22 protein-coding genes and 1 pseudogene are annotated in these 23,651 nt (G+C 63.9%); 9 read left to right on the top strand and 14 right to left on the bottom strand.

The features are described from left to right. Positions 1-62 precede the first annotated feature (62 nt). Complete coding sequence (locus HFGMBDPB_RS17385; protein ID WP_212645880.1) at positions 63-860, top strand: SprT-like domain-containing protein; 798 nt, start codon at positions 63-65, stop codon at positions 858-860. Positions 861-1,118: 258 nt separating this feature from the next. Here the strand turns inward: HFGMBDPB_RS17385 and HFGMBDPB_RS30070 are convergent. The 5 genes and pseudogenes from HFGMBDPB_RS30070 to HFGMBDPB_RS17405 all read right to left on the bottom strand — a co-directional run. Then, positions 1,119-1,349: pseudogene (locus HFGMBDPB_RS30070) on the bottom strand (integrase core domain-containing protein); the annotation flags it as partial. A 22-nt stretch (positions 1,350-1,371) separates the two neighbouring features. After that, entirely contained in the window at positions 1,372-3,006 is a 1,635-nt protein-coding gene (locus HFGMBDPB_RS17390) for a hypothetical protein (protein WP_212645881.1), read from the bottom strand. Positions 3,007-3,136: 130 nt separating this feature from the next. After that, positions 3,137-4,729 (bottom strand): hypothetical protein, encoded by a 1,593-nt coding sequence (locus HFGMBDPB_RS17395; protein WP_160855809.1) that lies wholly within the window; start codon positions 4,727-4,729, stop codon positions 3,137-3,139. 22 nt (positions 4,730-4,751) lie between these two features. Continuing rightward, the gene (locus HFGMBDPB_RS17400) at positions 4,752-6,194 is read right to left on the bottom strand and encodes an ATP-binding protein (RefSeq protein WP_212645882.1); all 1,443 of its coding nucleotides are present in this window, start codon (positions 6,192-6,194) and stop codon (positions 4,752-4,754) included. Further along, positions 6,194-6,958 (bottom strand): response regulator, encoded by a 765-nt coding sequence (locus HFGMBDPB_RS17405; protein ID WP_212645883.1) that lies wholly within the window; start codon positions 6,956-6,958, stop codon positions 6,194-6,196. Before HFGMBDPB_RS17405 ends, HFGMBDPB_RS17400 begins: the two co-directional genes overlap by 1 nt. 152 nt (positions 6,959-7,110) lie before the next feature. On the opposite strand from HFGMBDPB_RS17405, the gene HFGMBDPB_RS17410 reads away from it, so the two are divergent. The 5 genes from HFGMBDPB_RS17410 to azu are packed head-to-tail and all read left to right on the top strand — an operon-like array spanning position 7,111 to position 13,138. Further along, positions 7,111-9,426 (top strand): TonB-dependent receptor, encoded by a 2,316-nt coding sequence (locus HFGMBDPB_RS17410; protein WP_212645884.1) that lies wholly within the window; start codon positions 7,111-7,113, stop codon positions 9,424-9,426. Between the two features lie 14 nt (positions 9,427-9,440). Beyond that, positions 9,441-10,652, top strand: a complete 1,212-nt coding sequence (locus HFGMBDPB_RS17415) for an ABC transporter substrate-binding protein (RefSeq protein WP_047219738.1) — start codon at positions 9,441-9,443, stop codon at positions 10,650-10,652. Next, positions 10,649-11,737 carry a FecCD family ABC transporter permease gene (locus HFGMBDPB_RS17420; protein ID WP_212645885.1) on the top strand — a complete coding sequence of 363 codons (1,089 nt, stop codon included), beginning with the start codon at positions 10,649-10,651 and terminating at the stop codon, positions 11,735-11,737. Before HFGMBDPB_RS17415 ends, HFGMBDPB_RS17420 begins: the two co-directional genes overlap by 4 nt. After that, positions 11,734-12,600, top strand: a complete 867-nt coding sequence (locus HFGMBDPB_RS17425; RefSeq protein WP_249343489.1) for an ABC transporter ATP-binding protein — start codon at positions 11,734-11,736, stop codon at positions 12,598-12,600. The genes HFGMBDPB_RS17420 and HFGMBDPB_RS17425 overlap by 4 nt, the downstream gene beginning before the upstream one ends. Positions 12,601-12,646: 46 nt before the next feature. After that, the gene (gene azu / locus HFGMBDPB_RS17430) at positions 12,647-13,138 is read left to right on the top strand and encodes an azurin (RefSeq protein ID WP_212645886.1); all 492 of its coding nucleotides are present in this window, start codon (positions 12,647-12,649) and stop codon (positions 13,136-13,138) included. Positions 13,139-13,180: 42 nt separating this feature from the next. Here azu and HFGMBDPB_RS17435 read toward each other — a convergent pair whose 3' ends face one another. The 7 genes from HFGMBDPB_RS17435 to HFGMBDPB_RS17465 form a co-directional block, all read right to left on the bottom strand. Continuing rightward, the gene (locus HFGMBDPB_RS17435) at positions 13,181-13,618 is read right to left on the bottom strand and encodes an OsmC family protein (RefSeq protein WP_016447025.1); all 438 of its coding nucleotides are present in this window, start codon (positions 13,616-13,618) and stop codon (positions 13,181-13,183) included. 244 nt (positions 13,619-13,862) lie between these two features. Then, complete coding sequence (locus HFGMBDPB_RS17440; RefSeq protein ID WP_212645887.1) at positions 13,863-14,165, bottom strand: type II toxin-antitoxin system RelE/ParE family toxin; 303 nt, start codon at positions 14,163-14,165, stop codon at positions 13,863-13,865. After that, positions 14,155-14,418: a plasmid stabilization protein gene (locus HFGMBDPB_RS17445; protein ID WP_209801772.1), complete on the bottom strand. Its 264-nt coding sequence runs from the start codon at positions 14,416-14,418 to the stop codon at positions 14,155-14,157. Before HFGMBDPB_RS17445 ends, HFGMBDPB_RS17440 begins: the two co-directional genes overlap by 11 nt. A gap of 240 nt (positions 14,419-14,658) precedes the next feature. Further along, positions 14,659-16,062, bottom strand: a complete 1,404-nt coding sequence (locus HFGMBDPB_RS17450; RefSeq protein ID WP_212645888.1) for an MFS transporter — start codon at positions 16,060-16,062, stop codon at positions 14,659-14,661. Between the two features lie 120 nt (positions 16,063-16,182). Beyond that, positions 16,183-17,481 carry an RICIN domain-containing protein gene (locus tag HFGMBDPB_RS17455; RefSeq protein WP_212645889.1) on the bottom strand — a complete coding sequence of 433 codons (1,299 nt, stop codon included), beginning with the start codon at positions 17,479-17,481 and terminating at the stop codon, positions 16,183-16,185. Continuing rightward, on the bottom strand, positions 17,478-18,851 hold the full coding sequence (locus tag HFGMBDPB_RS17460) for a hypothetical protein (RefSeq protein ID WP_249343491.1): 1,374 nt from the start codon (positions 18,849-18,851) through the stop codon (positions 17,478-17,480). The genes HFGMBDPB_RS17455 and HFGMBDPB_RS17460 overlap by 4 nt, the downstream gene beginning before the upstream one ends. Before the next feature lie 106 nt (positions 18,852-18,957). Beyond that, positions 18,958-20,196, bottom strand: a complete 1,239-nt coding sequence (locus tag HFGMBDPB_RS17465) for an alpha-xenorhabdolysin family binary toxin subunit A (protein ID WP_212645890.1) — start codon at positions 20,194-20,196, stop codon at positions 18,958-18,960. 489 nt (positions 20,197-20,685) lie between these two features. Between HFGMBDPB_RS17465 and HFGMBDPB_RS17470 the strand changes: the two genes are divergently transcribed. Then, the gene (locus tag HFGMBDPB_RS17470) at positions 20,686-21,621 is read left to right on the top strand and encodes a restriction endonuclease (RefSeq protein WP_212645891.1); all 936 of its coding nucleotides are present in this window, start codon (positions 20,686-20,688) and stop codon (positions 21,619-21,621) included. Positions 21,622-21,679: 58 nt separating this feature from the next. On the opposite strand, the gene HFGMBDPB_RS29775 is transcribed toward HFGMBDPB_RS17470, so the two are convergent. After that, positions 21,680-21,781 carry a hypothetical protein gene (locus HFGMBDPB_RS29775; RefSeq protein ID WP_237426798.1) on the bottom strand — a complete coding sequence of 34 codons (102 nt, stop codon included), beginning with the start codon at positions 21,779-21,781 and terminating at the stop codon, positions 21,680-21,682. Positions 21,782-22,055: 274 nt separating this feature from the next. Between HFGMBDPB_RS29775 and HFGMBDPB_RS17480 the strand changes: the two genes are divergently transcribed. Continuing rightward, the gene (locus HFGMBDPB_RS17480; protein ID WP_212645892.1) at positions 22,056-22,853 is read left to right on the top strand and encodes a hypothetical protein; all 798 of its coding nucleotides are present in this window, start codon (positions 22,056-22,058) and stop codon (positions 22,851-22,853) included. A gap of 202 nt (positions 22,854-23,055) precedes the next feature. Beyond that, positions 23,056-23,130 (top strand): DUF1010 domain-containing protein, encoded by a 75-nt coding sequence (locus HFGMBDPB_RS30075; protein ID WP_442874099.1) that lies wholly within the window; start codon positions 23,056-23,058, stop codon positions 23,128-23,130. A gap of 128 nt (positions 23,131-23,258) precedes the next feature. Here the strand turns inward: HFGMBDPB_RS30075 and HFGMBDPB_RS17485 are convergent. Next, positions 23,259-23,651 (bottom strand): IS30 family transposase (locus tag HFGMBDPB_RS17485; RefSeq protein WP_212645893.1); only part of this gene is annotated, 393 nt, incomplete at its 5' end.

Consider the following 23,651-nt stretch of genomic DNA (forward strand, 5'->3'; position numbering starts at 1 on the left):
ATACCGGTCTTGCCACGTCGATTTGGGGCAATGTTCACACGGTTGTATTGCACAATCCATTAATGCCCGCCGCCCCCGTCCGCTCCGCACCCACGCGCGAAACCTATTCCGAACTGCAGCAGGCCTACGAGCACTTCAACCAGCGCCTTTTTGACGATGCCCTGCCCCATTGCCTGATCACGCTGCAGCGCGAGAAACGCACCTGCGGTTATTTCTCTGCCGCGCGCTTTGCCTCGCTGGACGGCAGCACCACCGACGAGATTGCGCTCAACCCCGCCTACTTCGCGGCGGTGCCCATCATCGAGACGCTGCAGACCCTGGTGCATGAGATGACGCACCTGTGGCAGCACCACTTCGGCAAGCCGGGCCGTGCGCGTTACCACAACGAGGAATGGGCGGACAAGCTGGAATCGCTGGGCCTCATGCCCTCTTCCACGGGCCGGCCCGGCGGGCGGCGCACGGGCGACATGATGGCCGACTACGCCATGGCGGGCGGCCCCTTCCTGGCGGCCTGCGATGCCTTGCTGACCACGCGCTTCCAGCTGAGCTGGTACGACCGCTTCCCGGCCATCGAGCATGTGGTCACGGGCCAGTGGAGCATGGCCACGCAGCTCCAGGGCATGCAGGGCACCCAGCCGCCCATGTCATCCGTGCCCGCCCTGGCCGAAGCCGTGCGGCCCGTGGGCACCTCGGTGGCTGTGCCGGGCTCCACCACCGGCGAGACCACCGTGCAGCCCGTCAACAAGTCCCTGCGCGTCAAGTACCGGTGCGGCGGTTGCGCGGCGCCTGTCAATGTCTGGGGCAAGCCGGGGCTGAGCCTGATCTGCGGGGAATGCCAGCAAAGCTTCGCCGCGCAATAGCTGGCACACCTTGCCCGGCAGGGCATTTGTATCGCAGGTGTATACCGGCCGAGACCATACAAAACCGCACGCAAGGCCGCGATGGCCCGGCATGCCGTCGCCACAATCGCACCAGCCTCTAGCTTTCCACCCACGATCCAAGGAATCTCCATGTCCTCATGGCTAACAAGCACACTACCCCGGCAAGATCCGCACCACAGGCGAACGCGATGGCACCGCGCGCAGCGATGATGGCCGCCTGGCAGTGGCGATCCAGTTGCCGCTGGAGATCTTCATTCCTGCACTATCGATATGCGCGGAGCCCAACGTCGTTTCTTCGAACTTTCCGCGCCTTCGTAGCATCGGCATTGCCGGCTGTCGGCTGATTCCATGCCACTGCAGGCATCGATGCAGAGCGCTGCGGCTGAGCTTGGGGGCGATCTCCAGGAACTGCCTCATGAGGTCGCCCAGCGATAGATGCACTTGCTTGCGCAGCGCAATTGCCAGGTGGGTGCAGCAGCCCGGGCGCCCTTCAATGGCGAACGCGATCGAATCCTATGGGCGTGCCATTTTTGTCCCGCACCTGGACCGCAAATCCCTTGTGGGGATAGTAGGTGAACCCCATGGATTGGTAGGTGGAAAAGGCCGGCACGGCACGGTTCTCGACAGATGCATCAAAGTTGAAGATGAACTGGCTGGTCGGCGATCCCAGGAACCGGAGGTAGCAGCGCACGATTCCGGGATACTCCGAGTCGCCAGGCTCACGTTGATAGTAGTGGCAGCTCGCGCTGTCGCCTTTGGCAAACTCCCCTTCCACCCGACTCAGCTCGAACATCAGATTTCCTTCACCCATGGCCTGGAAAGCCCAGAGTCCCAAAAGCGCCTCCGGGTTGGCCGCGCCATAACCGAACTGGAATTTCTCGATGGCCACCCAGTCTTCCCCAGGAAACTTGATCTGGCCCCGCAAAGGGGATTGAAAGGCGAGCTGGACCTCGCCCACGTCGGCCACTTCCCGCCCGGTCAGGGCAGGGCCCCCAAAATAGCGGCCTCCCGCATAACGCTTGAGCCGGGCCTTGACATCGGGACTGGCCGTGGTTCCGACACCCATTCGGAGGTCGTACGTCATCTTCCCCACAGCCAAGTGAAAACTGGGGGTTCCATTGCTTTCATAGTTGTAGACCTGCATGACAAAGTTGCCATTTTGGACATCGATGGCCATTCCGCGTCCAGGCTTGCCGTTGAGCTCCTGGCTGACGATCCAGGTGCCAGGCTCTGGCACATAAAAGTGCATGCCGGAATCGCGCATTTCGCTAAAGCGGATTCCCTGGAACCTTTGGTGCAACATCCTGTAGCTCACATCAGCGGCGGCGTCGTAGCTGGCGTATTTGCTGCCACGCAGCCTGGTGCGCGTCTGTGGCGAGGCCGCTCGTGTAACAAAACCTTCAAGGCCGTGCACAGACTTGCGGATTTCAAAGACGGCGCGCTGCTGCTCGGATGCGCCGCGCTCGAAGGTGACGTTGCACCGCACCCATCCGCCGGAGCCCATGGAGGTACAAGGATTGGAGGTGGCCAGAGAGCTTTCATACCAGGGGGAGGACGCCAGCAGCAGAGACTCCACGTCCCCGTTCGCAGGATCGCGGTACATGTCAATATGCCATGCCGATGTGGGTCGATCGGCCTCATCGAACTCCATGGCCACCCAGCTCTCGCGGAAATCTGGCTTGAGCAAAAACCCATCGGCCACTCCATCGAACCGGAAGCGGGACATGGCCACCTCCGGCTCGCCGGGAAACTGGATAAAGCCCGAGGTGGAGCTTTCGAACCGGATACGCACCTCGCCGGCCACCTCATCCTCCCGGCCTACGCGTTCGCCGCTACCAAAAAAGCGGCCACCACGATATTGAACCAGCCGGCCCTGGAATTGCACTCCATTGAGAGGACCGGAGGCTAGGTGGAACGTGGGCTGGCCTGCGCGGTTGTAGTTATAGACCTGCATGACCAGATGCTGGTTCTGCACGTCAATGGCCATGCCTCGGCCCGGCAGGCCATTGACCTCGGAGTCCACGATCCAGGTGCCGCTTTGGATGAAAATGGGGGTCGCAAAGCCGTTAGTGGCACAGGCGCACAAAAGTACGAAGCCATAAAATGCCTGTTTCAAAAAATTCATGATGATTCTTTTATGGCCTAAATCTGCCCATTAAATTTTGGCAGCTGGTGCCTTTGTCCACCAAATGGTGGGTTGACCGGAAGTCCGCCAAATCCAGGCATCGCAGATGACTTTAGATGCCCTGATTTTCTCAATGGAGAATACTGTCAAATCCTATGGGAGTACGATTTTTATCGAAAACCTGCACAGCAAATCCTTTCTCGGGGAAATGAGTTTTTCCATAAGATCTTTGATACGAGAATGCGGGAACTGCCCGGTACTCGGGTGAAAAATCAAAAGTGAAAATTTGCTGAAAATCTTCATTTTGATAATTCGTCACACAACGAACGGTTCCACGATATTCTAAAATTTTCTCATCGGGGTCATCAAAATGGCACATCACACTTTGACCCAAGGCATATTTTCCTTCAACCTTGAACAATTCCAGCCACCATCTTTGGTCCAACACATTTTGCAAAGCCCATATCCCGAGAAGCGCCTGCGGATTTTTTTCTCCATAGCCAAACTGAAATTTTTCCATATCCTTCCAAGACTCCCCAGGAAATTTCACCCGACCCTTCAGAGGCGACAGAAAGACCATTTGTACTTCGCCCACATCGGCGTCCTCATGACCGCTCATGCCATCACTACCAAAGTAACGCCCACCGGCGTAGCGTTTCAGCCGAGTCGTGACATCCATAGTGCCGGTCCCAGATGATGGATTATCGGAAACCTTGCCAACCCCCAGATGGAAACTGGGGTCACCATTTTCTTCATAGTTGTAGACCTGCATGACAATTACTCCGTTTTGCCAGTCCAGCGCCATTCCACGCCCAGGCTTGCCGTTGAGTTCGCTGCTAACGATCCAAGTGCCGGGCTCCGGCACATAGGTGTACTTGCCATGCAGATTCTTTGTATGTACCAGCCGATGGTCTACAGAATTAGCGTCATCGTAGAAATGATATTTATTCCCGCGCAGCTTTCTGATCAAATTTGGCAATGCAGTGCGGGTAATGAAACCCTCCAGTCCATTCACGGATCTTCTGATTTCAAATACCGCAGGCCTTTGCCAAGACTCTCCCTGCTCGAACATGACATCGCACCGTATCCAGCCGTCCTTCTTCAGGGTACAAGGGTTGACGGTGGACATGGATTTTTCGATCACCGGGGCGGATGCCACTGTCAGCGACAGTTTTTTATCAGGACCGGCGCCCTGCCTCAGTTCCAAATGCCATGCGGCATACGGGCTACCCTGTTCGTCGTACTCCATGGCCAGCCAACCCTCTAACGAGCCCGGTTTCAGAGCAAATCCCTCGGGCACGGCGTCGAAACGAAAGCGAGACATGGCCACCTCCGGCTCGCCGGGAAACTGGATAAAGCCCGAGGTGGAGCTTTCGAACCGGATACGCACCTCGCCGGCCACCTCATCCTCCCAGCCTACGCGTTCACCGCTGCCAAAGAACCGGCCTCCCCGGTACTGGCTCAGGGGGCCCTTGAATTGCAGACCATTGAGCGGACCGGAAGCCAGATGGAACGTGGGCCGACCCGCGCGGTTGTAGTTGTAGACCTGCATGACCAAGTGCTGGTTTTGCACGTCGATAGCCATGCCCCTGCCCGGCAGGCCATTGAGCTCGGAATCCACAATCCAGGTACCGCTTTGAATGAATAGCGGTGTCGCAAAGCCGTTGCCGGCACAGGCGCACAAGAGCAAAAGGCCATAAAAGGCCCGTTTCAGGAAGCACATAAAGAGGTTTGTTGCGTGTCGGTCAGTACGCCCGCCCATTGGAGCGCGGTAAATGTAACACCGCTTTCAAACCACCTCCTTCGCGGTTGGCCAGCACAATGCGCCCGCCGTGCGCCTTGGCAACGGCATCGGCAATGGACAGGCCCAGGCCAAACCCGCCAGAGCCCGCGTTGCGCGAGGCCTCCATGCGGTAGAACGGCTCCAGCACCTGGGCCAGTTGCTCCTGGGCAATGCCCGGCCCCCGGTCCAGCACGTCGATGCGCAGCAAATCGTCGCTGTCGCTGTCGCTGATGCGCAGTTCGGCGTCGCGGCCATAGCGCAGCGCGTTCTCCAGCAGGTTCTGCAGGCAGCGGCGCAGGCTGTGGGGATAGCAATCGAGCGGGCCCAGGGCGCGGCCCGTGATGGGGATGTGCACTCCATGCGCCTCGCCCAGGTCCTGGGCCACGCCCTGTACCAGGGCGTTGATGTCCAGCGCCTGGTGCTCGCCGCGCGCGTCGGCGCCGGTGAGCATGTCCAGCGTGGCGGTGACCATGGCTTCCATCTCCTGCAGATCGCGGCGGAATTTGTCGCGCAGGGCTTCGGGCTCCAGCATTTCCGAGCGCAGGCGCAGCCGCGTGATGGGCGTGCGCAGGTCGTGCGAGACGGCTGCAAAGAAACGCGTGCGCTCGGCCACGCCATCGGCGATGCGCTGCTGCATGGCATTGAAGGCCTGGGCCGCCTGGCGCACCTCGCGCGGGCCGTCCAGCGGCAGGGGCGGGCTTTTGAGGTCCTTGCCCAGCGCGTCGGCCGCGCTGGCCATGCGCGCCAGCGGGCGCATGGCCAGGCGCACGGCCAGCAGGGCCACCACCACGACCACGATGATGCGCAGCAGGTAGATGCGCAGCACATAGTCGGCCAACGCCCAATAGGGCCTGACGGGGTAGCCAGCCTCGCCCTCCACCGCCTGCACCTGCAGCCACTGGCCGTTGCCCAGGCCCAGCAGCATGCGCACATGGGCTTCGGGCTCATGGGCAGTGAGCAGGGTCTCTGCGCCGCCATGCAGCTCCAGCGCCAGCAGGTGAAAAGGCACGACAGCGCCCACGCGCCGCGCCAGCACATCGGCCAGCAACTCGCCGGCCATGACGTCGGCTGCATCGGCAGCGTCGGTCTGCTGGCGGTCCATGAGGTGCCGCGCCTGGGCGCCGTCCAGCAGGGCCAGTTGGTAGCCCTGCGTGCTCAGCGTGCCCACGGCGGCGGCGCGCGCCTCGGGCGGCAGCGAGGACAGCAGCAGCAGCGAATCAGCGGCGCGCGCGCCCAGCAGGCGCAACGGCACTTCCAGGAGCTGGCTGCGCCGGCTTTCCCACCAGATGGTGCCCGTGAGCGCCTGGGCGGCCAGCATGCCGGCCACCAGGATAAGGGCCATGCGCCCCGACAGCGTCTGCGGCCACAGGCGTCGCAGCAGCGCGCCGGTCTGTGCCCAAGCCATCACGATGCCTGCGGCACCACATCGCAGGTCAGCACGTAGCCGGCGTTGCGCACGGTGCGGATCAGGCTGGCCTGGCGCGCGGGGTCTTCCAGGTGCTGGCGCAGTCGGCTGACGCAGACGTCGATGGCGCGGTCCTGGGCCTGGCGCTCGCGACCGAACACATGGTCGGCCAGGTAGTCGCGGCTCAGCGTGCGGTGCGGGTTGCTGGCCAGGGCACAGAGCACGCGGTAGTCGGACTGGGCCAGCGGCACCAGCACGGCCTGGGGCGAGCGCAGCTCGCGCGCGCGCATGTCCAGCGTCCAGCCGGCAAAGCGCAGCACGGGCAGATGCTCCGGCTCGCTGGCCGGCGCCGGTGCCTGGGCCACGCGGCGCAGCACCACCTTGATGCGCGCCAGCAGCTCGCGCGGATCGAAGGGCTTGGGCAGGTAGTCGTCGGCCCCCATCTCCAGGCCCAGGATTCGGTCCAGCAAGGCGCCGCGCGCCGTGAGCATGACCACGGGGATGTGGGTGCGTTCGCGCAGGCTGCGGCACAGGGCCAGGCCGTCGGTGCCGGGCAGCATCAGGTCCAGCACGATGAGGTCGGCCGCATGCCGGCCCAGCCAGCCCCACATGGCCTGGCCGTCACCCACGGCGGCCGGGCGCATGCCCGAGGCGCGCAGGTAGTCGCACAGCAGCTCGCGGATGTCGGGATCGTCGTCCACCACCAGGATGCGCGGACCCTGGGCGGCCGGGGATGCGGCGGCTGGTGCGCTCATGGATTGCATTGGCGCACGGCGTTTTGTAATGGAATGTTGTGGCGGCAGCCTGTGCAATGGAGCATTGCATTTGCCCGGCGGTCGCTGCCCTGTCTGCGCTGTCGCGTCACTAGAGTCCTGCTCGTCAATAAGAACGATTTTCATTCTAGTGATTCGTCGCCATGTCTTCTCAGCACTCCAACAGTTTCCCTCCGGCCCTGTCCACCAACCTTGCGCTGACGCTGGGCGCCTTCTCCACCCTGGCCGTGGCCCAGACTGCGGCCGCTCCGGCATCGCCCCTGGGCACGGTCGAGGTCCGCTCCACGCGTGAGGCGCCTGCCTACCAGCCCGCCGCCGTGCAGTCGCCCAAGCTCACCCAGCCGCTGCGCGACACGCCGCAAAGCATCAACGTGGTGCCGGCCGAGCTGATCCGCGAGCAAAACGCCCAGAGCCTGCAGGAGGTGCTGCAGAACGTGCCCGGCATCACCTTCACCTCGGGCGAGGGCAATCTGGGCTGGGGAGATTTCTTCACCATCCGGGGCTTCTCGGCCGAGCAGGCCATCACCATCGACGGCGTGCGCGACGGCGGCATGGCCAGCCGCACCGACACCTTCAACCTGGAGCAGGCCGAGGTCTACAAGGGCACAGGCTCGGTGGAGTCTGGCGTGTCCGCCGTGGGCGGCAGCGTCAACCTGGTCAGCAAGGAAGCCAGGCGCGACACGTTCTACAACAGCTCGGTGGGCGTGGGCAGCGATGGCTACCGCCGCGCCACGGCCGACCTGAACCGCAGCGTGGGCGAGACCGGCGCCGTGCGCCTGAACCTCATGAAGCATCAGAACGACGTGGCCGGCCGCAACGTGGTGGACTATGACCGCTACGGCGTGGCAGCCTCGTTCGCCCACGGCCTGGGCACTTCCACGCGCACCGTGGTCAACGTCTTCCACCAGGTGGACGACAACATGCCCGATGGCGGCCTGCCCATTCAGCGCGGCACGGGCGGCCAGTTGATGCCGGGCGTGCCGCGCAATGCCTGGTACGGCGCCTCCAACCTCTACACCCAGCAGTCGCGCACGGATATGGCGACGGCCCGCGTGGAGCATGACCTCTCGCCCACGACCACGGTGCGCAACCAGTTCCGCTACGAGCGCTCGGACAACTGGAGCGTGCTGGCGCCCGCGCGCTTCAACAGCGGCAGCAGCAAGAACTCGCTGGGCTATGTGGGCCTGGGCGGGCTGGTGACGGCGCCGGGCGGCATCCTGTCCTATGGCGACTACGGCCTGGTGGACACCACGGGCGCCAATGCCTCGCTGCGCCTGGCCTCGGTGTCCGTGTCCAAGCGCTACACCATCGCCAACAACCAGACCGATGTGCGCACCAGTTTCGAGACGGCAGGTTTCAAGCACGACCTCACGGCAGGGCTGGAGCTGTACCGCGAGACCTATGGCGACCGCGAGCGCAGCATGGACCTGCCCACCGGGACGCTGGGCTTCGACATGGCCGACCCGGCCACCATCTTCCCGGGCACGCCCACGGTGGTGGGCGCGGGCAGCGCGCGCGCCACGGTGCAGAACGCGGGCGTGTATGTGAACGACACCATCACCTTCTCGCCGCGCTGGCAGGCCCAGACGGCGCTGCGCTACGACCGCTGGCAGGCGAACAACGGCGGCGCCAGCCGCACGGACGGCGCGCTCAGCGGCCGCCTGGGCCTGGTCTACAAGCCGGCCAGCGAGGGCTCCATCTATGTCTCCTACAGCCGCGCGGCCCAGCCCTCGGCCATGGGCGTGACCACGAACAACGGCGTCTACGGCACGGCCGCCCAGCTGGCCTATGCGCCGGCCCTGTCACGAACCTGGGAGGCAGGCAGCAAGTGGGACGTGCTGGGCGGGCGCCTGTCGCTGACCGGCGCCGTGTTCCGCACCGAGCTGAGCGAATCGTGGGAGTACAGCCCCGACAGCGTCTCGCCCGTGCGCGCCCTGCCCGCCAAGCGGGTGCAGGGTTTCGAGCTGGGCGCCCAGAGCGAGATCACGCCGCGCTGGTCGGTGTACGCCGGCCTGTCCCACTTGAAGAGCCGCCTCACCAAGGGCGCGAACGAAGGTGCCGAGGCCAGGAACGTGCCCGACTGGAGCGGCAGCGTCTGGACCTCCTTCCTGGTCACGCCCGCCGTCACCCTGAGCTGGGGCGCGCAGTACGTGGGCGAGCGCCGCTATACGGACAACGTCATGGTGGGCGGCCAGAACAATACGTCCAGCACCGTCAACGGTCCCAACGGCGTGCACCTCATCTATGTGGCCGACCACGAGAAAGCGCCCAGCTACTTCGTGCAGAACCTGGCGCTGAGCTGGCGCATCAACCGCCAGCTCACGGCCCGCTTCAACATCAACAACCTCACCAACCGCTTCTACTGGAGCCGCATCGGCGCCTCGCTGGACGGCTTCCAGCTCTACGGCGTGCCGGGCGCGGGCCGCACCTACACGGCGGGCCTGGACCTGTCCTTCTGAGCAGGGGCCACACCATGACATCCATCCAACGTCTCACCACACGCCGCGCCCTGCTGGCGCTGGCCGCAGCCTGCGCCGCCGCCCTGCTGTCCGCCTCCGCGCTTGCGGCCTCGCCTGCCGGCACCGCTGCCAATGCACCGGCCGCCACCGTGGTCGACATCGTCGGCCGCACGGTCGAAATCCCCGCCAAGGTGGAGCGCATCCTGCTGGGCGAGGGCCGCTTCCTCTACGCCCTGGCCCTGATCGAGGGTGACCAGCCGCTGGCCCGCATCGCCGGGTGGCAGGGCGAGCTGCCCTTCGCCGACCCCAACGGCTATGCCGACTACCGGCGCCGCTTCCCGGCCATAGACCGCATCCCGGTCATCGGCCGCACCTCGGAAGACAGCGTCAGCGCCGAGCAATCGGTCTCCACCCGGCCCGACATCGCCATCTTCGGCCTGGGCGGACATGGTCCGGGGCGCCAGAGCGGCCTGGTCAACGATCTCAAGAAGGCCGGCGTGCCCGTGGTCTTCATCGACTTTCGCGCCCAGCCCGTGCGCAACACCCTGGCCAGCATGCGCATCCTGGGCAAGGCCGTGCACCGCGAGGAACAGGCCGAGGCCTATGCGCGCTTCTACGAGCAGCACCTGCAGCAGGTGCGCCAGCGGGTGGAGGGCATTCCCACCAGCCAGCGCCCGCGCGTCTTCGCCGAGCTGCTGGCCGGCGTCTGGGACGGCTGCTGCCACACCGTGGGCAAGGGCAACATGGGCGAATTCATCGAGGCGGCCGGCGGCATCAACGTCGCGGCCGGCAAGGTGCCCGGCGCCATAGGCGACATGCACCAGGAAGCCCTGATCGCCGCCGACCCCGAGGTCTACATCGCCACCGGCAGCCGCCCGCAGAGCAACCGCCTCATGCTCAAGGCCGGCAGCGGCGTGGCGCCGGCCGACCTTTCGGCCAGCCTGCAGACGCTGACCGCGCGCCCCGGTTTCGAGGTGCTGAGCGCCGTTCGCCAGGGCCGCGCCCACGGCCTGTGGCACAACTTCTACGACGCGCCCACCAACATCCTGGCCATCGAGGCCATGGCCAAGTGGTTCTACCCAGAGCGCTTTGGCGACATCGATCCCCAGGCCACACTGGACGAGATCAACCGCCGCTTCCTGCCCGTCCTGCCCATGCACGGCGCCTTCTGGGGCGATGCACCTGCCAAGGCAGCGGCCACAGCGGCCAGCGGAGCCGCGCGATGAACATGGCCGCCGACCTGCCCGTGGAGCTCGCCAGCCCGGCCGCCAATGCAGCACCGCTGGCCAGGGGCTACCGGCGCCTGACCGCCATGCGCGTGCTGGTGCTGGCCCTGCTGGCTGCGGCCATCGTGGGCGCGCTGCTGCTGGACTTCACCACCGGCCCCTCCGGGCTGGCGCTGGACCAGTTGATCGCCACCCTGGGCCATGCCGACCAGGCGCCGCCTGCGCTGCGCGTCATCGTCTGGGACATTCGCCTGCCCTACGCCTTGATGGCCGTGGCCGTGGGCCTGTCCCTGGGCCTGGCCGGCGCCGAGATGCAGACCGTGCTGGCCAACCCGCTGGCCAGCCCGTTCACGCTGGGCCTGTCCTCGGCCGCCGCCTTTGGCGCGGCCCTGGCCATCGTGCTGGACTGGAGCCTGCCCGGCGTGCCCACGGCCTGGGCAGTGCCTGCCAACGCCTTCCTGTTCGCCATGGCCTCGGCCCTGCTGCTGGACCTGGTGGCGCGCTGGGGCGGCATGAGCGCATCGGGCGTGGTGCTGTTCGGCATTGCCCTGGTGTTCAGCTTCAACGCCCTGGTCTCTTTGCTCCAGTTCGTGGCCACGGCCGAGGCACTGCAGGGCCTGGTCTTCTGGACCATGGGAAGCCTCTCGCGCGCCACCTGGCCCAAGGTGGCCGGGCTGGCCGCCGCGCTGGCCCTGGTGCTGCCGTTCTCGCTGCTCAACGCCTGGCGCCTCACCGCCTTGCGCCTGGGCGAGGACCGTGCCGCCAGCTTTGGCGTGGACGTGCGCCGACTGCGCCTGGGCGCCCTGCTGCGCATCAGCCTGCTGGCCGCGCTGTCCGTGGCCTTTGTGGGCAGCATCGGCTTCATCGGCCTGGTGGCACCGCACATCGCGCGCCGCATGGTGGGGGATGACCACCGCTTCTACCTGCCCGCCGCCGCCCTCATCGGCGCGCTGGTGCTGTCGCTGGCCTCGGTGGCGTCCAAGACGCTGATCCCGGGCGTGATCATCCCGGTGGGCATCGTCACCTCGCTGGTGGGCATTCCCTTCTTTCTGGCCATCGTGTTGCGCACGCGGGGGCAGACATGAGCACCACCCTGAACACCTCCCTGAATACCCCGCACTTCGCACCCACCTATCTGCCACCTCTCACGCAAGATGGTCTGCAGATCGAGGGTCTCAGCGTCGCCTACGGGCGCCGACGCGTCATCGAATCGCTGGACATCGCCCCGCTGCGCGCCGGCACGCTCACCGTGGTGCTGGGGCCCAACGGCAGCGGCAAATCCACCCTGCTGCGTGCCCTGGCCGGCCTGGTGCGCGCCCAGGGCAGCATCACGCTGGAAGGCCAGGAACTGCAGCACGCCAGCCTGGCCGAGCGCGCGCGCCGCATCGTCTACCTGCCCCAGGCCCTGCCGGCCGCCGTGCACCTGCGCGTCATCGAATCACTGCTGGCCGCGCGCAAGGCCTCGCCACACACCACGCGCCCGCAGCAGGCCGGCTCCCCGGATGCGGTCACCCAGGCTGCCGCCCTGCTTGAGCACCTGGGCATCGCCCACCTGGCCATGCGCCACCTGGATGAGCTGTCTGGCGGCCAGTCCCAGCTTGCAGGCCTGGCCCAGGCCCTGATCCGCGAACCGCGCGTGCTGCTGCTGGACGAACCCTTGTCCGCCCTGGACCTCAACCACCAGTTCCACGTCATGCAGCTGGTGCGCGAGCAAACGCGCCGCCACGGCATGACCACCCTGGTCGTGCTGCACGACCTGGGCGCCGCCCTGCGCCACGCCGACCGCGTCATCGTGCTCAAGCAAGGCCAGCTGCTGGCCGACGGCCCGCCCGCCCAGGCCATCACCCCCGCCCTGCTGGCCCACGTCTACGGCGTGCAGGCCCGGGTGGAGCCCTGCTCCCAGGGCCTTCCCCAGGTCATCGTAGACGGGCTGACGGCTGCGGCCTGAGCCCGGTCCCCGATTCCAGATCCATCCGCTTTTTTGGAGATTCCGAATGCATACCCGCATCACCGCCGCCGCTGCCTTGCTGGCCGCCTTCTGCCTGAACGCCCAGGCCCAGCATGCCCACCCCACGCCCGCATCCAGCGTGGCCCATCCCGCCTGCGAAACCACCATTGAAGGCCAGCCCGGCAAACGCTTCAGCCTGGCCGAAATCCGCGTCAGCGTGCGCTGCGAGAACTTCACCGTCCACCTGGTCCACACAGGCAGGAAGCCCTGGCAGGAAGCCGGGCACAACTGGGTGCTGGCCCGCAGCGCCGACATCGACGCCGTGATCGCCGACGGCATGCGCGCCGGCCCCGACCGGGCCTGGGTGGACCACGCCGACGCACGCGTCATCGCCGCCACGCAAATGCTGTCGGGCGGTGAGCATGCCTCGGTCACCTTCCCCGTGGCGCGCCTGCGCAAGGGCGAGAGCTATACCTACTTCTGCTCGTATCCCTCGCATGCGCTGCCCATGCGGGGAAGGCTGGTACTGGAGGATTGAAGCCGCGTCACCGCGCGGCAAAGGCCCAAAGGGCCTGCGCGTTCAATGCAGCAGCGTGGCCACCAGGGTCACCTCGGGCACGCCTGCCAGTGCCTTGGACAGCGGGCACTGGGACTTGGCCTCCTGTGCGATTTTCTGGAACTGCGCATCGTCGATGCCGGGCACCTTGGCCTGCAGCGTGAGGGCAATGCGGTCGATCTTGAAGCCTTCGCCATCCTTGGCAAGCCGGACCTTGGCCGTGGTGTCCAGCATCTCGGTGGCGATGCCCGCCTTCTCGCAGGCAAAGGCAAAGGCCATCGTGAAACACGCCGCATGTGCGGCGCCCACGATCTCCTCGGGATTCGTTCCCTTGCGGTCATCCCCGAAGCGGCTGCCGAACCCGTAGGGATGGTCCTTGAGCGCGCCGGTCTCCGTGCTGATGCGGCCCTGGCCGGTCTTGCCTGCACCTTCCCAATGGACGGAAGCGGTTTTCTCGGACATGTGTTTCTCCTGTGCGTTGGTTGGACAAGCCGCCATCACAGCACAGGCGCCACAGGGCAAGGCGTGGTCCCGTGGCGCGCCAGCCCCTGCGCGCACGTCCTACAGAGACAGAATCGACGACCCTGTCCCGGGCATTCCTCCCTATTCGACACGAACAAAGCCATCTTCAAATTGCGGTGAGGAGACGGGGCGGAGGAATGCGGCATCCAGTCGGCCGGGTGCATTGCCGACCCCGTTCGGGCGATCAGCACTTCTTCAGCCGAGGTTGTTGGCGTTGCCCAACTACGGCGAGGATATTGACAGTTTGCGTTTGGTCCTCCACCTCATACAAAAGGTTCTGACCGGCAACACTGACGCGGCGGACACCATCGCCATAGCGCGGATCAGCTTCATACAAACGCGGAAACTCGGCAAGGCGGTCTGTGGAGCGCAGCACTTGCTCCGTGACGTTCTCCGCGTCCCACAGCGAAGCATGCTCGAGCAAATATTCAAAAAGCGCCCGCATATCCTCAATTGCAGGCGGACGCCAGTCGACCCTATGCGCCACCACGCAACTCCTCGGCACGATCCCGCAGGAGTTGCCGCACCTGATCCGTACTCATCCCGGTCTGTTTGTCCGAACGGGCGACTGCCACCTTCGCGCGCACCCAATCGTCATATTCCGCCTGGGCCAGTTCCTCATCCGCCAGGCGCTGCAGCAGCTCCATCTTGTCGGAGCCACTGGTGGGGAGGATACGTGGCAGGTTCTCCGCAAGTTCACGCAGAAAATTGGCGTTCTCATAGTGCGTAGTGGTGGTCATAGCCGCTCTCCAGACGTTGCAGGCCGCACTGCCAGCGCAACAGACGGCTGTTACGCGGATGGACCTGACGGATGATGATAGCCCACGGTTTGTCGCTCCTTCTGCCGCTCCATCGCGTGAGCAATCGGCACCCCGTCCGCGCAGCGGTGCCTGCGCCAAACCCGAGCCCAGACCTCGCCCCCATGGCACTAAAAAGACTGTGGATACCCCCGCCTGCGGCTGGATCAGCCTCCTGCCAACTCACCCCACAAACACCTGCCGCGTACCCGTTCGCCCCACGATCACCGCCGCCAGCACCGCCGCCCCGGCCGCAACCCCAAAATTCGCCAGATAGGCCGCATGGGCCGAAGTCTCCAGCAAGGCCGCGAACAGCGATCCACCAATCGCCAGGGTGGCTGCCACGGCAATGGCCTCGCACAGCTGCAGGGCCGAGCTGTTGGCGCCCTGCTCGCCGGGCGCGGACATGGACAGCGTGAGCACCGACAGGCTTGCCGAGAGCAGGCCCATGCCCAGCCCCGACACGATCCAGCCCACCACCGCCACCCACACGGGCACGGCCGGCCAGGCCACGGATGCCGTCAGCAGCACGCCCGCCAGCACCGCGCTGGTGCCCACACGCAGGAAGCGGTGGCGGCTCCAGCCGTTGCGGCTGTGTCCCTGGTACCAGGAAGCGGAACACCAGCCCAGCGCACCCGCGCTCAGCACCAGCCCCGCCATGGGCGCTGACAGCCCGTGCTCGCGCGCCAGCACCAGCGGCAGGAACGCCTCGGCCCCGAAGAACGCTGCAAACACCAGCCCGCGCAAGGCGATCACGCTGGGCAGCCCGCGCCCGGCGCGCAGCGTGCCGGCCGGCAAGAGCTTCCAGGTGCAGACCAGTGACAAGGCCGCGGCCACCGCCACCGCCCCCAAGGCGCCCGCCGATTGCCTCTGCCCGCCCACATACAGAAGGCAGATGCCCGTGGCCGCGCCCAGGGCCCACAGCCCGCGCCGCACACCGCCCTGCATGCCCCGGCCATGGCCGCCCAGGCCCTGGAGCGCCGGGCGCAGCATCGCCCCGGCCGGCAAGGCCAGCAGGGGCACGCCCAGGAACACCCAGCGCCAGCCCAGGTGCTCCACCACCAGGCCGCTCAACGCCGGCCCCACCAGCGCGGGCACCACCCAGGCCGTGGCAAACGCCGCAAAAATGCGCCGCCGCAGTGCCTCGGGATACCGCCGGCCCACCAGCACGTACAGCGCCACCGACATGCCACCGGCCCCCAGCCCCTGAACCAGCCGCCCCGCCAGAAACACCGGCATGGAAGGCGCAAAGCCCGCCAGCAGCAACCCCGCCACAAAACACGCCATGCCAGACCACAGCGGCGCCGCCGGCCCGCGCGCGTCGCACCAGCCGCCGGCCACCGTCATGCCCACTACGCTGGTGGCCAGGGTCACGCCAAACGCAACCGCATACAGCGGCACCCCATCGAGCGCGCGGGCCACGGCCGGCATGGCGGTGGCCACGGCCAGGGCCTCAAAGGCAATCAAGGCCACCAGCGAGACGATGCCGATCGTCGTCAGGCGGTAGGGGGAGGACAGGATGGACCAGCTCTCGGTGGTCGTCGGCCGGACCTGATCGTCCAGCGTGAGGGAATCTTGATGGGGCATGGATGCTTCTTGGTTGCAGGGTCTGCGCCGGCCATGGCGCAGTGCCATGGCGACGAGAAGCCTGGAGCATGCAACCTCAAGTGCGGTTGAGATCAAGGGGGTCCTGCCCCCAAGCGCCTCTTACCGATCAATCACACGCCAATACTGGCCAGAGGAGCGGCTGGTGGCCGGCAGCATGACGGCAATGCCATTGTTATTGGCCGTATCCAGCACGACGGCATCCGACAGGAAGCGGTTGTAGAGATGGAACTGACCCGGCAGGTCACTGGGCGCACAGCGCCATTGCTGGCCGCTGAAGCGTGGCGAGTCTCCCGCCGACGCCGTCATCTTCAGTTCAAGATGCGGTTTCCCCGCCACGCTGGTGACATCGAGCGCCATGGTGCCCGGTCCGAACGCCGCATTCTGGACCAGCCAGTAGCCCTTGCCGGTGCGCATGAACCTCCATCTGTCGGCGCCCAGAATCATGGCCGGGAAGGAAATCTGCCATGGCTTGACGTTGTACAGCCCCGGGGGCGACACAAGGCCCGTGCCCTGCAGCAGCGCTACCGCGTTGCGCCTTTCGCTCCAATACAGGTTCTGCAGCCCGACCCATTGGCGGTCCTTGAGCATGGGGCATTGGTCGTACAGGTAGTCGCCCGTCTCGTAGCGCCCAAATTCCGCATTGCTGAGCCGCTGGGCCGAGAGTGCGTGCGCCTCGGCGGAGATCCGTTCCAGTTCCCGCATGGCGGCCGTCATGGCGATCAAGGGCGCGGATGAACCACGCACCGGCCTCACCGGCAAGATGCGGCGAGCATTTGCAAGGTCGGAGGCCACGGCCCGCCAGCGCAATGCCAGGGTGCTGAATTCCGTTGCCATCGCCTGCGGCGCGGGCCCAAGGCGGACCACCGCGTTTGCCGGTGGCGGCTGCCTGGCATGGTGCGCGGCGGCCACGCGAAGCAGCGTGGCATGACTTTCCAGCTGCGCCACGACGGGTGCAGCCGCCGCAATGGCCGCATCCATCTCCGTCTCGACGGCTGCGACACCCGCATTCCATCGGGCCTCGTCCAGCGGTGCGTCGGGAGCCAGCGAAACGGCATCCAGCTGGTCGCACAGCTGCTGCAAACGCCCGACGGCCTGCCCCAGCTTTTGCACCGTATCGGCCAGCCCGTCGATACGGGTACGCAGCGTGCCCCAAGCGGCCGATGCCGCCTTCAGCGAAGGGAACGACTGCATGCTCTCCAGGCTCCTTACCAGCGTCATGCGGCCGCTGGCATCGTCCAGATCAAGCCCGGTCACGAACGAGAACTCGGCGATATCGGTCCATACCTGCCTTGCGACTGGCTCACGCGCCGGCTCGGCTTCGACGCGGCAGCTCGCTGCCATGGCGCCACCGCAGCACAGCGCCGTGGCAGCGGCGGGCAGCCACAAAAGCCGGCTCATCTGGCGGCAGTGCCGGCCATCAACAGGCGCAGGGCCCGAGGCGCTGCCGGCATCTGTCGGGGCTCCAGCACTTCGATCAGCCACGTCGTGAACGGCGTCGGGCAGACATCTCCCAGATGCTGCGAGAACTCGATCTGGTCGCCGGCGTAGGTGAAGTTGATCTTCAGGGGCGAGCAGAAAAGCCTCTCGTCTCCGTTGCCCGTGCTGTCGTGAAAGTCGCTGCCGGTCACCATGTCGATATCGATGCGCTGGGCCGAGGCATCGGCAAACTCCAGCCAGGCCTGCACCGACGAAAGGCGGATGCGGCGGTAGCTGGCCAGTGCCGGATGGCTGGTGGCAATGGACAGGCTGATGGGCTGCCCATGCGCCAGCTGCTGCAGCAGCGCGGCGTCAGTGACCCGCAATTCCCGCCGCAGATCCCCTTGGGTCCTGGCATCGGCCGCCTGCGCGCTGGCGTGGTCTGCCAGCAGGGTGGCGTGTGCATCTGCCATGGCGGCGGCCGTGCCCGGCATCGACAGACGGTGGCCGGGCTGCTTGCCTGTCTCGTAGGCCTGTGCGGCACGGACCCCGAAGCAGTCCACGAAGAAGCCGCGGCGCGCACTTTCTGCCCTGAGGGTGATTTCCCCCTGCAGCCGCGAGCTGCGCTCCAGCTCTGTCAGCGCCTGCTGCTCCAGCGCCTGCAGGCGCTTGCGCTTGCCGATCACCGCAACGTACTCCAGCTTGAGCGTGGCAAGCTCACGGGCAATGGCATTCTTGGATGCGCTTTGCTCAGCCAGCAGGCGGCCATAGACGGCCACTTTCTGCACCTGTGTCTTGAGGGTGTTGGCAGCGTTGCGCACGGCCGCCTCGGTGCCTTCCGTGGCAAGCACCAGATCCAGCCGGTTGACTGCATCGTTCTCCAGCACCGTCCAGGCGGCCTTGGCTTCATTGGCATCCGGCATGAGCGCAAGTGCACGCATGGTGTCGCCCAGCTCCCGGGAAATCCCCTCGACATCCAGCCCGCCCAGCGGCCCGCGGATCACCGGCAGCACCGCATTCAATGCGCCCTTGGCGGGATCCACCAGATTCTTGAGCGTGCTGGAGTTGTGTCTGGCCCATTGCAGCGGAATGGCAAACGACTGGCCCAGGGCCTTCAGCGCCTTGAGCGGGCCGTCTATGCTGCCGCCAAGCGTCTTGGCCTGCCCGTACAAGTCCTTCAGGCCGAGCACGCCTTTCTGACCGGTCTCGGTCAGCGCCTTCGGGTCGGGCGGCACGCCCACGCACAGGGCGGCCACACTGCCCGCGACTGCGATGACGCCAAAGGCGATTTCCAGGCTCATCTTCACGGTGCGCACGATCTGGGCAACGTCGCTCGCCAGCTTCAGCCGCATGGCGTCGCGGCAGTGAGCGCGGGAGTCATTGCTGAAGTCATGGCGGGTGATTCCAGGTAAGGCACTGCACCTGTGCAGCGGTTGGACAAAGGCCGGAGCAGATCGCTCAGGCTGCCTTCTTGCTGGCAAGCTCCACCAGTTGGTCCACGCTCTGCGCCTTCTTCGGCGTGCCGCCAAAGCGGCGGAAATGGTCTGCCTGTCCGGCGACACGCGCCCAGCCCTTCTTGGCCGTGCCCAGCACCACCGTCAGGCTGAACCAGTTTTCCCCTTGCAGGGACTTGCGTCCGGTGGTGCTCAAGACCTTGTGTAGGTTGCCCAGATCGGCAGAAATCGCGCGCCATGCCTCGCCCAGCGTCTTGAGCTTGGGACCCAGGTCTTCGATGCTCTTGCTGATGCTGTCAAAGCGATCATTGCTTCGGTTGTAGTAGCCGATGAATCGCTCGTTCGTGGCCATCGTGGCCTGGATGGTTCTCACCTCATCCACCTTCTCGGCAATCTTCCTGCGCGTGACCGCAAGGTCCGCACCCACACCGATATCCACCCCCGCCAGAATCAGCGGCCCGAAAAGCGGAATCGCCAGATAGGCCGGAGACGTGGACAGCACGATGACTTCATCCTTTTCCTTGCGGCGCAGGGCCTTCAAGTCGTTCTCCAGCTTCTCCACGGCGGCCTTCAGCTTCTGGTTGGCAGCACCCTCGGCGCCCAGAGTGGTCGTGAACTTCTGCTTTTGTCCATTGAATGCGGTCTTGCAGGCATTCAGGCGCATCAGTATTCCGTTGCCGTTGTCAAGAATGGAGTTCTGCAGCGCGAAGGCACGTACCGAACGCGCATTGGCGTCTTCAATCAACTGCTCCAGCGCGCTGCTGAAATTGCGCTTGATCTGCTCCGAACGCCCGCTGGGCGTATCGCTTTCCCAAACCTTGACCAGGGCCTTCCATTTCGCTTCCACTGCCGGCTCCGCCGATGGGGTGGGTGCCCCCTCCAGATCAAAACGGTCCACCAGCTCGATCAGCCGTTCATAGGTGGTTGCCGCCACATCGTTGTACTGAACGATATCGTCGGCAAGGGTCAGCATCTTGTCCTGCACATCGGCCTTGAACTTCTGGCCGACACCCTTGAGCGTGCCGAACAGCTCCACCGCTTCGGAAAACTCCGGCCTGAAAGCATCCTGCTTCTGCATGCCCAGCATGGCGCGCATCAGCTCCGTGGTGGTCGGGTTGTCGGTGACTGCAGACTCGAAGAACGTCGTCAGCCCGATCCAGTCCTCTGAACTGAGAATGGAGATTCCCTTGTAGATATCGGCAGACGGGGTAAAGGCATTCGTTGAATTTGCGGGGTTGGACATGGCGAAGGCTCCTGATGGTGAAAGGCCGGATTCGGCCTCGAATCGGTGTGCAAACAAGCGGCGGCGTTGAAGAAATGACCGCACCGCAGTCATCGCCCGCCCCCCTTTTTGCGCTCCAGTCGACCGGATGCTAGGTAGCCGCCATGGCCCTGTATGTCCCCCAAACAAGTGACACAAATTCATACAGCACTGGGAATAAGGACAGCGCCGGATTGCCACCTCACACCCCGAGGAGCCTGTCCCCTGCGCGACTCACGGCAATGAGCACGGTCGCGCCATTGCCTCAAACGGCAAGACTCCGCAGTTGCATAGGCCAGGCTTGCATTGCCCGCTACTCAATCAATAGCAAATAGCAAGAATTGACTGCTATTTCAGAAAAAATTGCCATTGTCAATTTCTATGGATTTCATCACACCCATTGACTAGAGAATGCATTCAGTCCTCAAATGTCGCAAAATGCTTTGCAATTGAAGCAAGGGAGGCGCAGGAGTGGCAAGAAAAAGCAAGTCCAGCACGGCAGAAGACCTCATGGATCTGATCACCATGCTGCCCTGGTGGGTCGGCATTGCATTGGCAGTTTCCTGCTACATGGTGTTGCGCTCCATTGCCATCCGCCCCCTGCCTGCAGCACAAAGCCCGCAGCAAATCGGCCAATTGGCCACAACAGCCATATGGCAGGGCCTGGCTACCGGTGGTCAGTACATCCTGCCCATCATCTGCTTGAGCGGCGCGGCCATTTCCGCCGTGCGCAAGCGCCGCCGCAGCCAGTTGGTCGAAACCACCTCGGCCAGTTCCAGTGCGGATGCGCTGCAGAACATGTCCTGGCGGGAATTTGAAACGCTGGTGGGTGAGGAATTTCGGCGGCGCGGCTACAGCGTCAGGGAAACCGGTGGCGACGGTCCCGATGGTGGCGTGGACCTGGTCCTCTCGAAGGATGGCGAAAAGACACTGGTGCAATGCAAGCAGTGGAAAGCCTTCAAGGTGGGCGTTTGCACGGTGCGCGAGCTATATGGAGTCATGGCGGCTGATGGGGCCGCTGCCGGCTTTGTGGTGACTTCTGGCCGATTTACTCAGGAGGCTGTGGCGTTTGCTGCAGGGAGGAATATCCACCTCATGGACGGCGCCGCGCTCATGAAATTGCTCAAGGAGGCAAAGGCCCAGACAGGAGCGGCTTCAACCATCAAGGCCCGGACTTCTGGCCCTTTGGCGAGCCCCGTGCCTGTATCCGGGCCCATCAAGACGGAACCCACTTTTCACACAATGCGACCGGCCGCTTCCCCAATACCCGGCTGTCCTCAATGCGGGAAAGCCATGGTTCAGCGTGTTGCCAAGCGAGGGCCTGCGGCTGGGAAGGCGTTTTGGGGGTGTTCGGCGTTTGGTGCGGGGTGTCGGGGGACTCGGGAGATGGCTGGGAATGGAGTTTAGTTTGGAGATGGCCTGTTTTCGACCCTGAGCTGCCGTCCAGCTAGAAGCTCCAAAGGCGTCATCCAGCCATGATGGCCAGAAAACCTCCAATCTCCATCTGCCCCATGTCGCGTGGATGCCGCAAACCGTGCCATTTCACGAACATGCGCACCCATTGCATATAGGCCTGCTCGGTGAGTAGGTCATACTGTTTGTAACGAATTTGCTCACGGACCTGGTCTCAGCAACCGTGTTGCGCGCAATACAGGAGAGGAGGCTTGTCTCATGGTTGAATTTAGTACTGTGCTTCCATACATAATATGCACCGTCAAGCTAGGCTATAAGCCCATTCCCGCGTTTTTTCGTGCCAATTTAGACCGCAAACGCCAGAGATGGCCGGCGGCTTGGTGCGGTCTAGATTACGTTAGCGCCTTACCACACCAAGGAGGAACACAATGCGCACACTGACCGGGTTCTTGTTCTTGATCGCTGCAATTTCTATGCAGACAGGTTGTAGTACCTTTACTCCACCTGCCCAGATGGAGCAGATCAAAGAAACTGGTACGTACTGGCTCAATTACAGTTCAGACAGACGAGGAGCCATAGTACGAACATCGAATGATGCTACAGATTCTGGCTCAATCAAGGTATGTGCGGAGCCAGCGCCAGATACAAGCAACAACTTTGAGCTTCAGGGTACTTTGAAAAAGGATGCCGTTGGTGAAGCATCAGCACAGGCAGGGCAAAGCGTCATTATTCTCCCAGGGCGCAGTTCCAACGTCCTTAGCCTCCGGGAATCTCTCTATCGCTTGTGCGAATTATCCATCAATCGACCTGACATCCCTGCATCAGATTTAATGAACGCTTTCAACAAAGTTATTATTGCAATAACTCAATATGCGGAAGCGGATGCAGCGAAATCAGCCGCAACTACGGAAGCTGTCATCAAGTCAATAACGTCGCATTCTCCCAACAGTAATGCATTTGTGACTGCAAAAGACACAGAGCGTAGTGGATTCGAGAACATCGCAAATGGAAATTTCTCGGCCGCATTGACTGATTTTTCAAACGTAGAAGACCTGTACCCAGGCTACCACAATGCCTTTGAGATTCGAAATGCTCTGAAAGGTGCTCTTGCCGACGGCAAGGTCGATGAGACGGAAAAGCAGGCTCTCTTGCGCAACATTGTTAGCAAGTGGTCTTGGGGAGCTCCAAGCGATTTGCTTATCAAAATCAAGTCGCAGATCAAGTGACCACCGGCTCTAACATGGCGCTCAAGCCGAGCATCCTTCGGCGGTCGGCTTAGCTTTTTCGTTAGGCCTAATTACTATGACACTTGAAGAATTTGAAGTCCAAAAATGACAGATCCTGCATTCTCTTCGCCGGTTTCAAGCCATTTTTGTTTCTAGCGCTTTACCAGCAAGCACCACCAACTATCGTTGTGGTAGCACTGGTTTGCTTCCGGCCTTCGGGTATAACTCAGCAGTCAAGCGGACTTGCCTAAGGCAAGCCGCTTACTTTGGCCGTTGAACCTCACAGAAGCCGATGGACGCGCTGGTGTCGTTACTAATTCCAGCGGACAGCCTTCGGCTGCCGCTGAATTCAAACGTTGAGCGTCTGTTTTCATCTGGGGCCATTGGCCGCTCCTGGCGGTGGATTCAACCGGTCAACGCAACACACTCATCAAACATTTCAGCAGGTGTTCTGAACCCCAGCGTCTTCCTGGGACGCTGGTTCAACTGCCTTGCAATNGCATCCAAGCTCTCCTGTGAGTAGCCCGACAGATCCAGGCCTTTGGGAAGGTACTGCCTGAGTAACCCGTTCGTGTTCTCGTTGGTGCCCCGTTGCCATGGATGGTGCGGGTCGCAGAAGTAGACCTGGATGTCGGTCGCCAACGTGAAGCGCTTGTGCCCCGCCATTTCCGAGCCGCGATCCCAGGTCAAGGAGCGGTAGAGCTCATGCGGCAGGCTCCTGGCATGTCTGGCTAGGGCCGCAGCCACGGTGTACGAGTCTTTGTCCACCAGCTTGACCAGCATCACATAGCGCGTGTG

It is taken from the genome of Delftia sp. PE138, from assembly GCF_018320755.1.
Lineage (GTDB): Bacteria > Pseudomonadota > Gammaproteobacteria > Burkholderiales > Burkholderiaceae_C > Comamonas > Comamonas tsuruhatensis.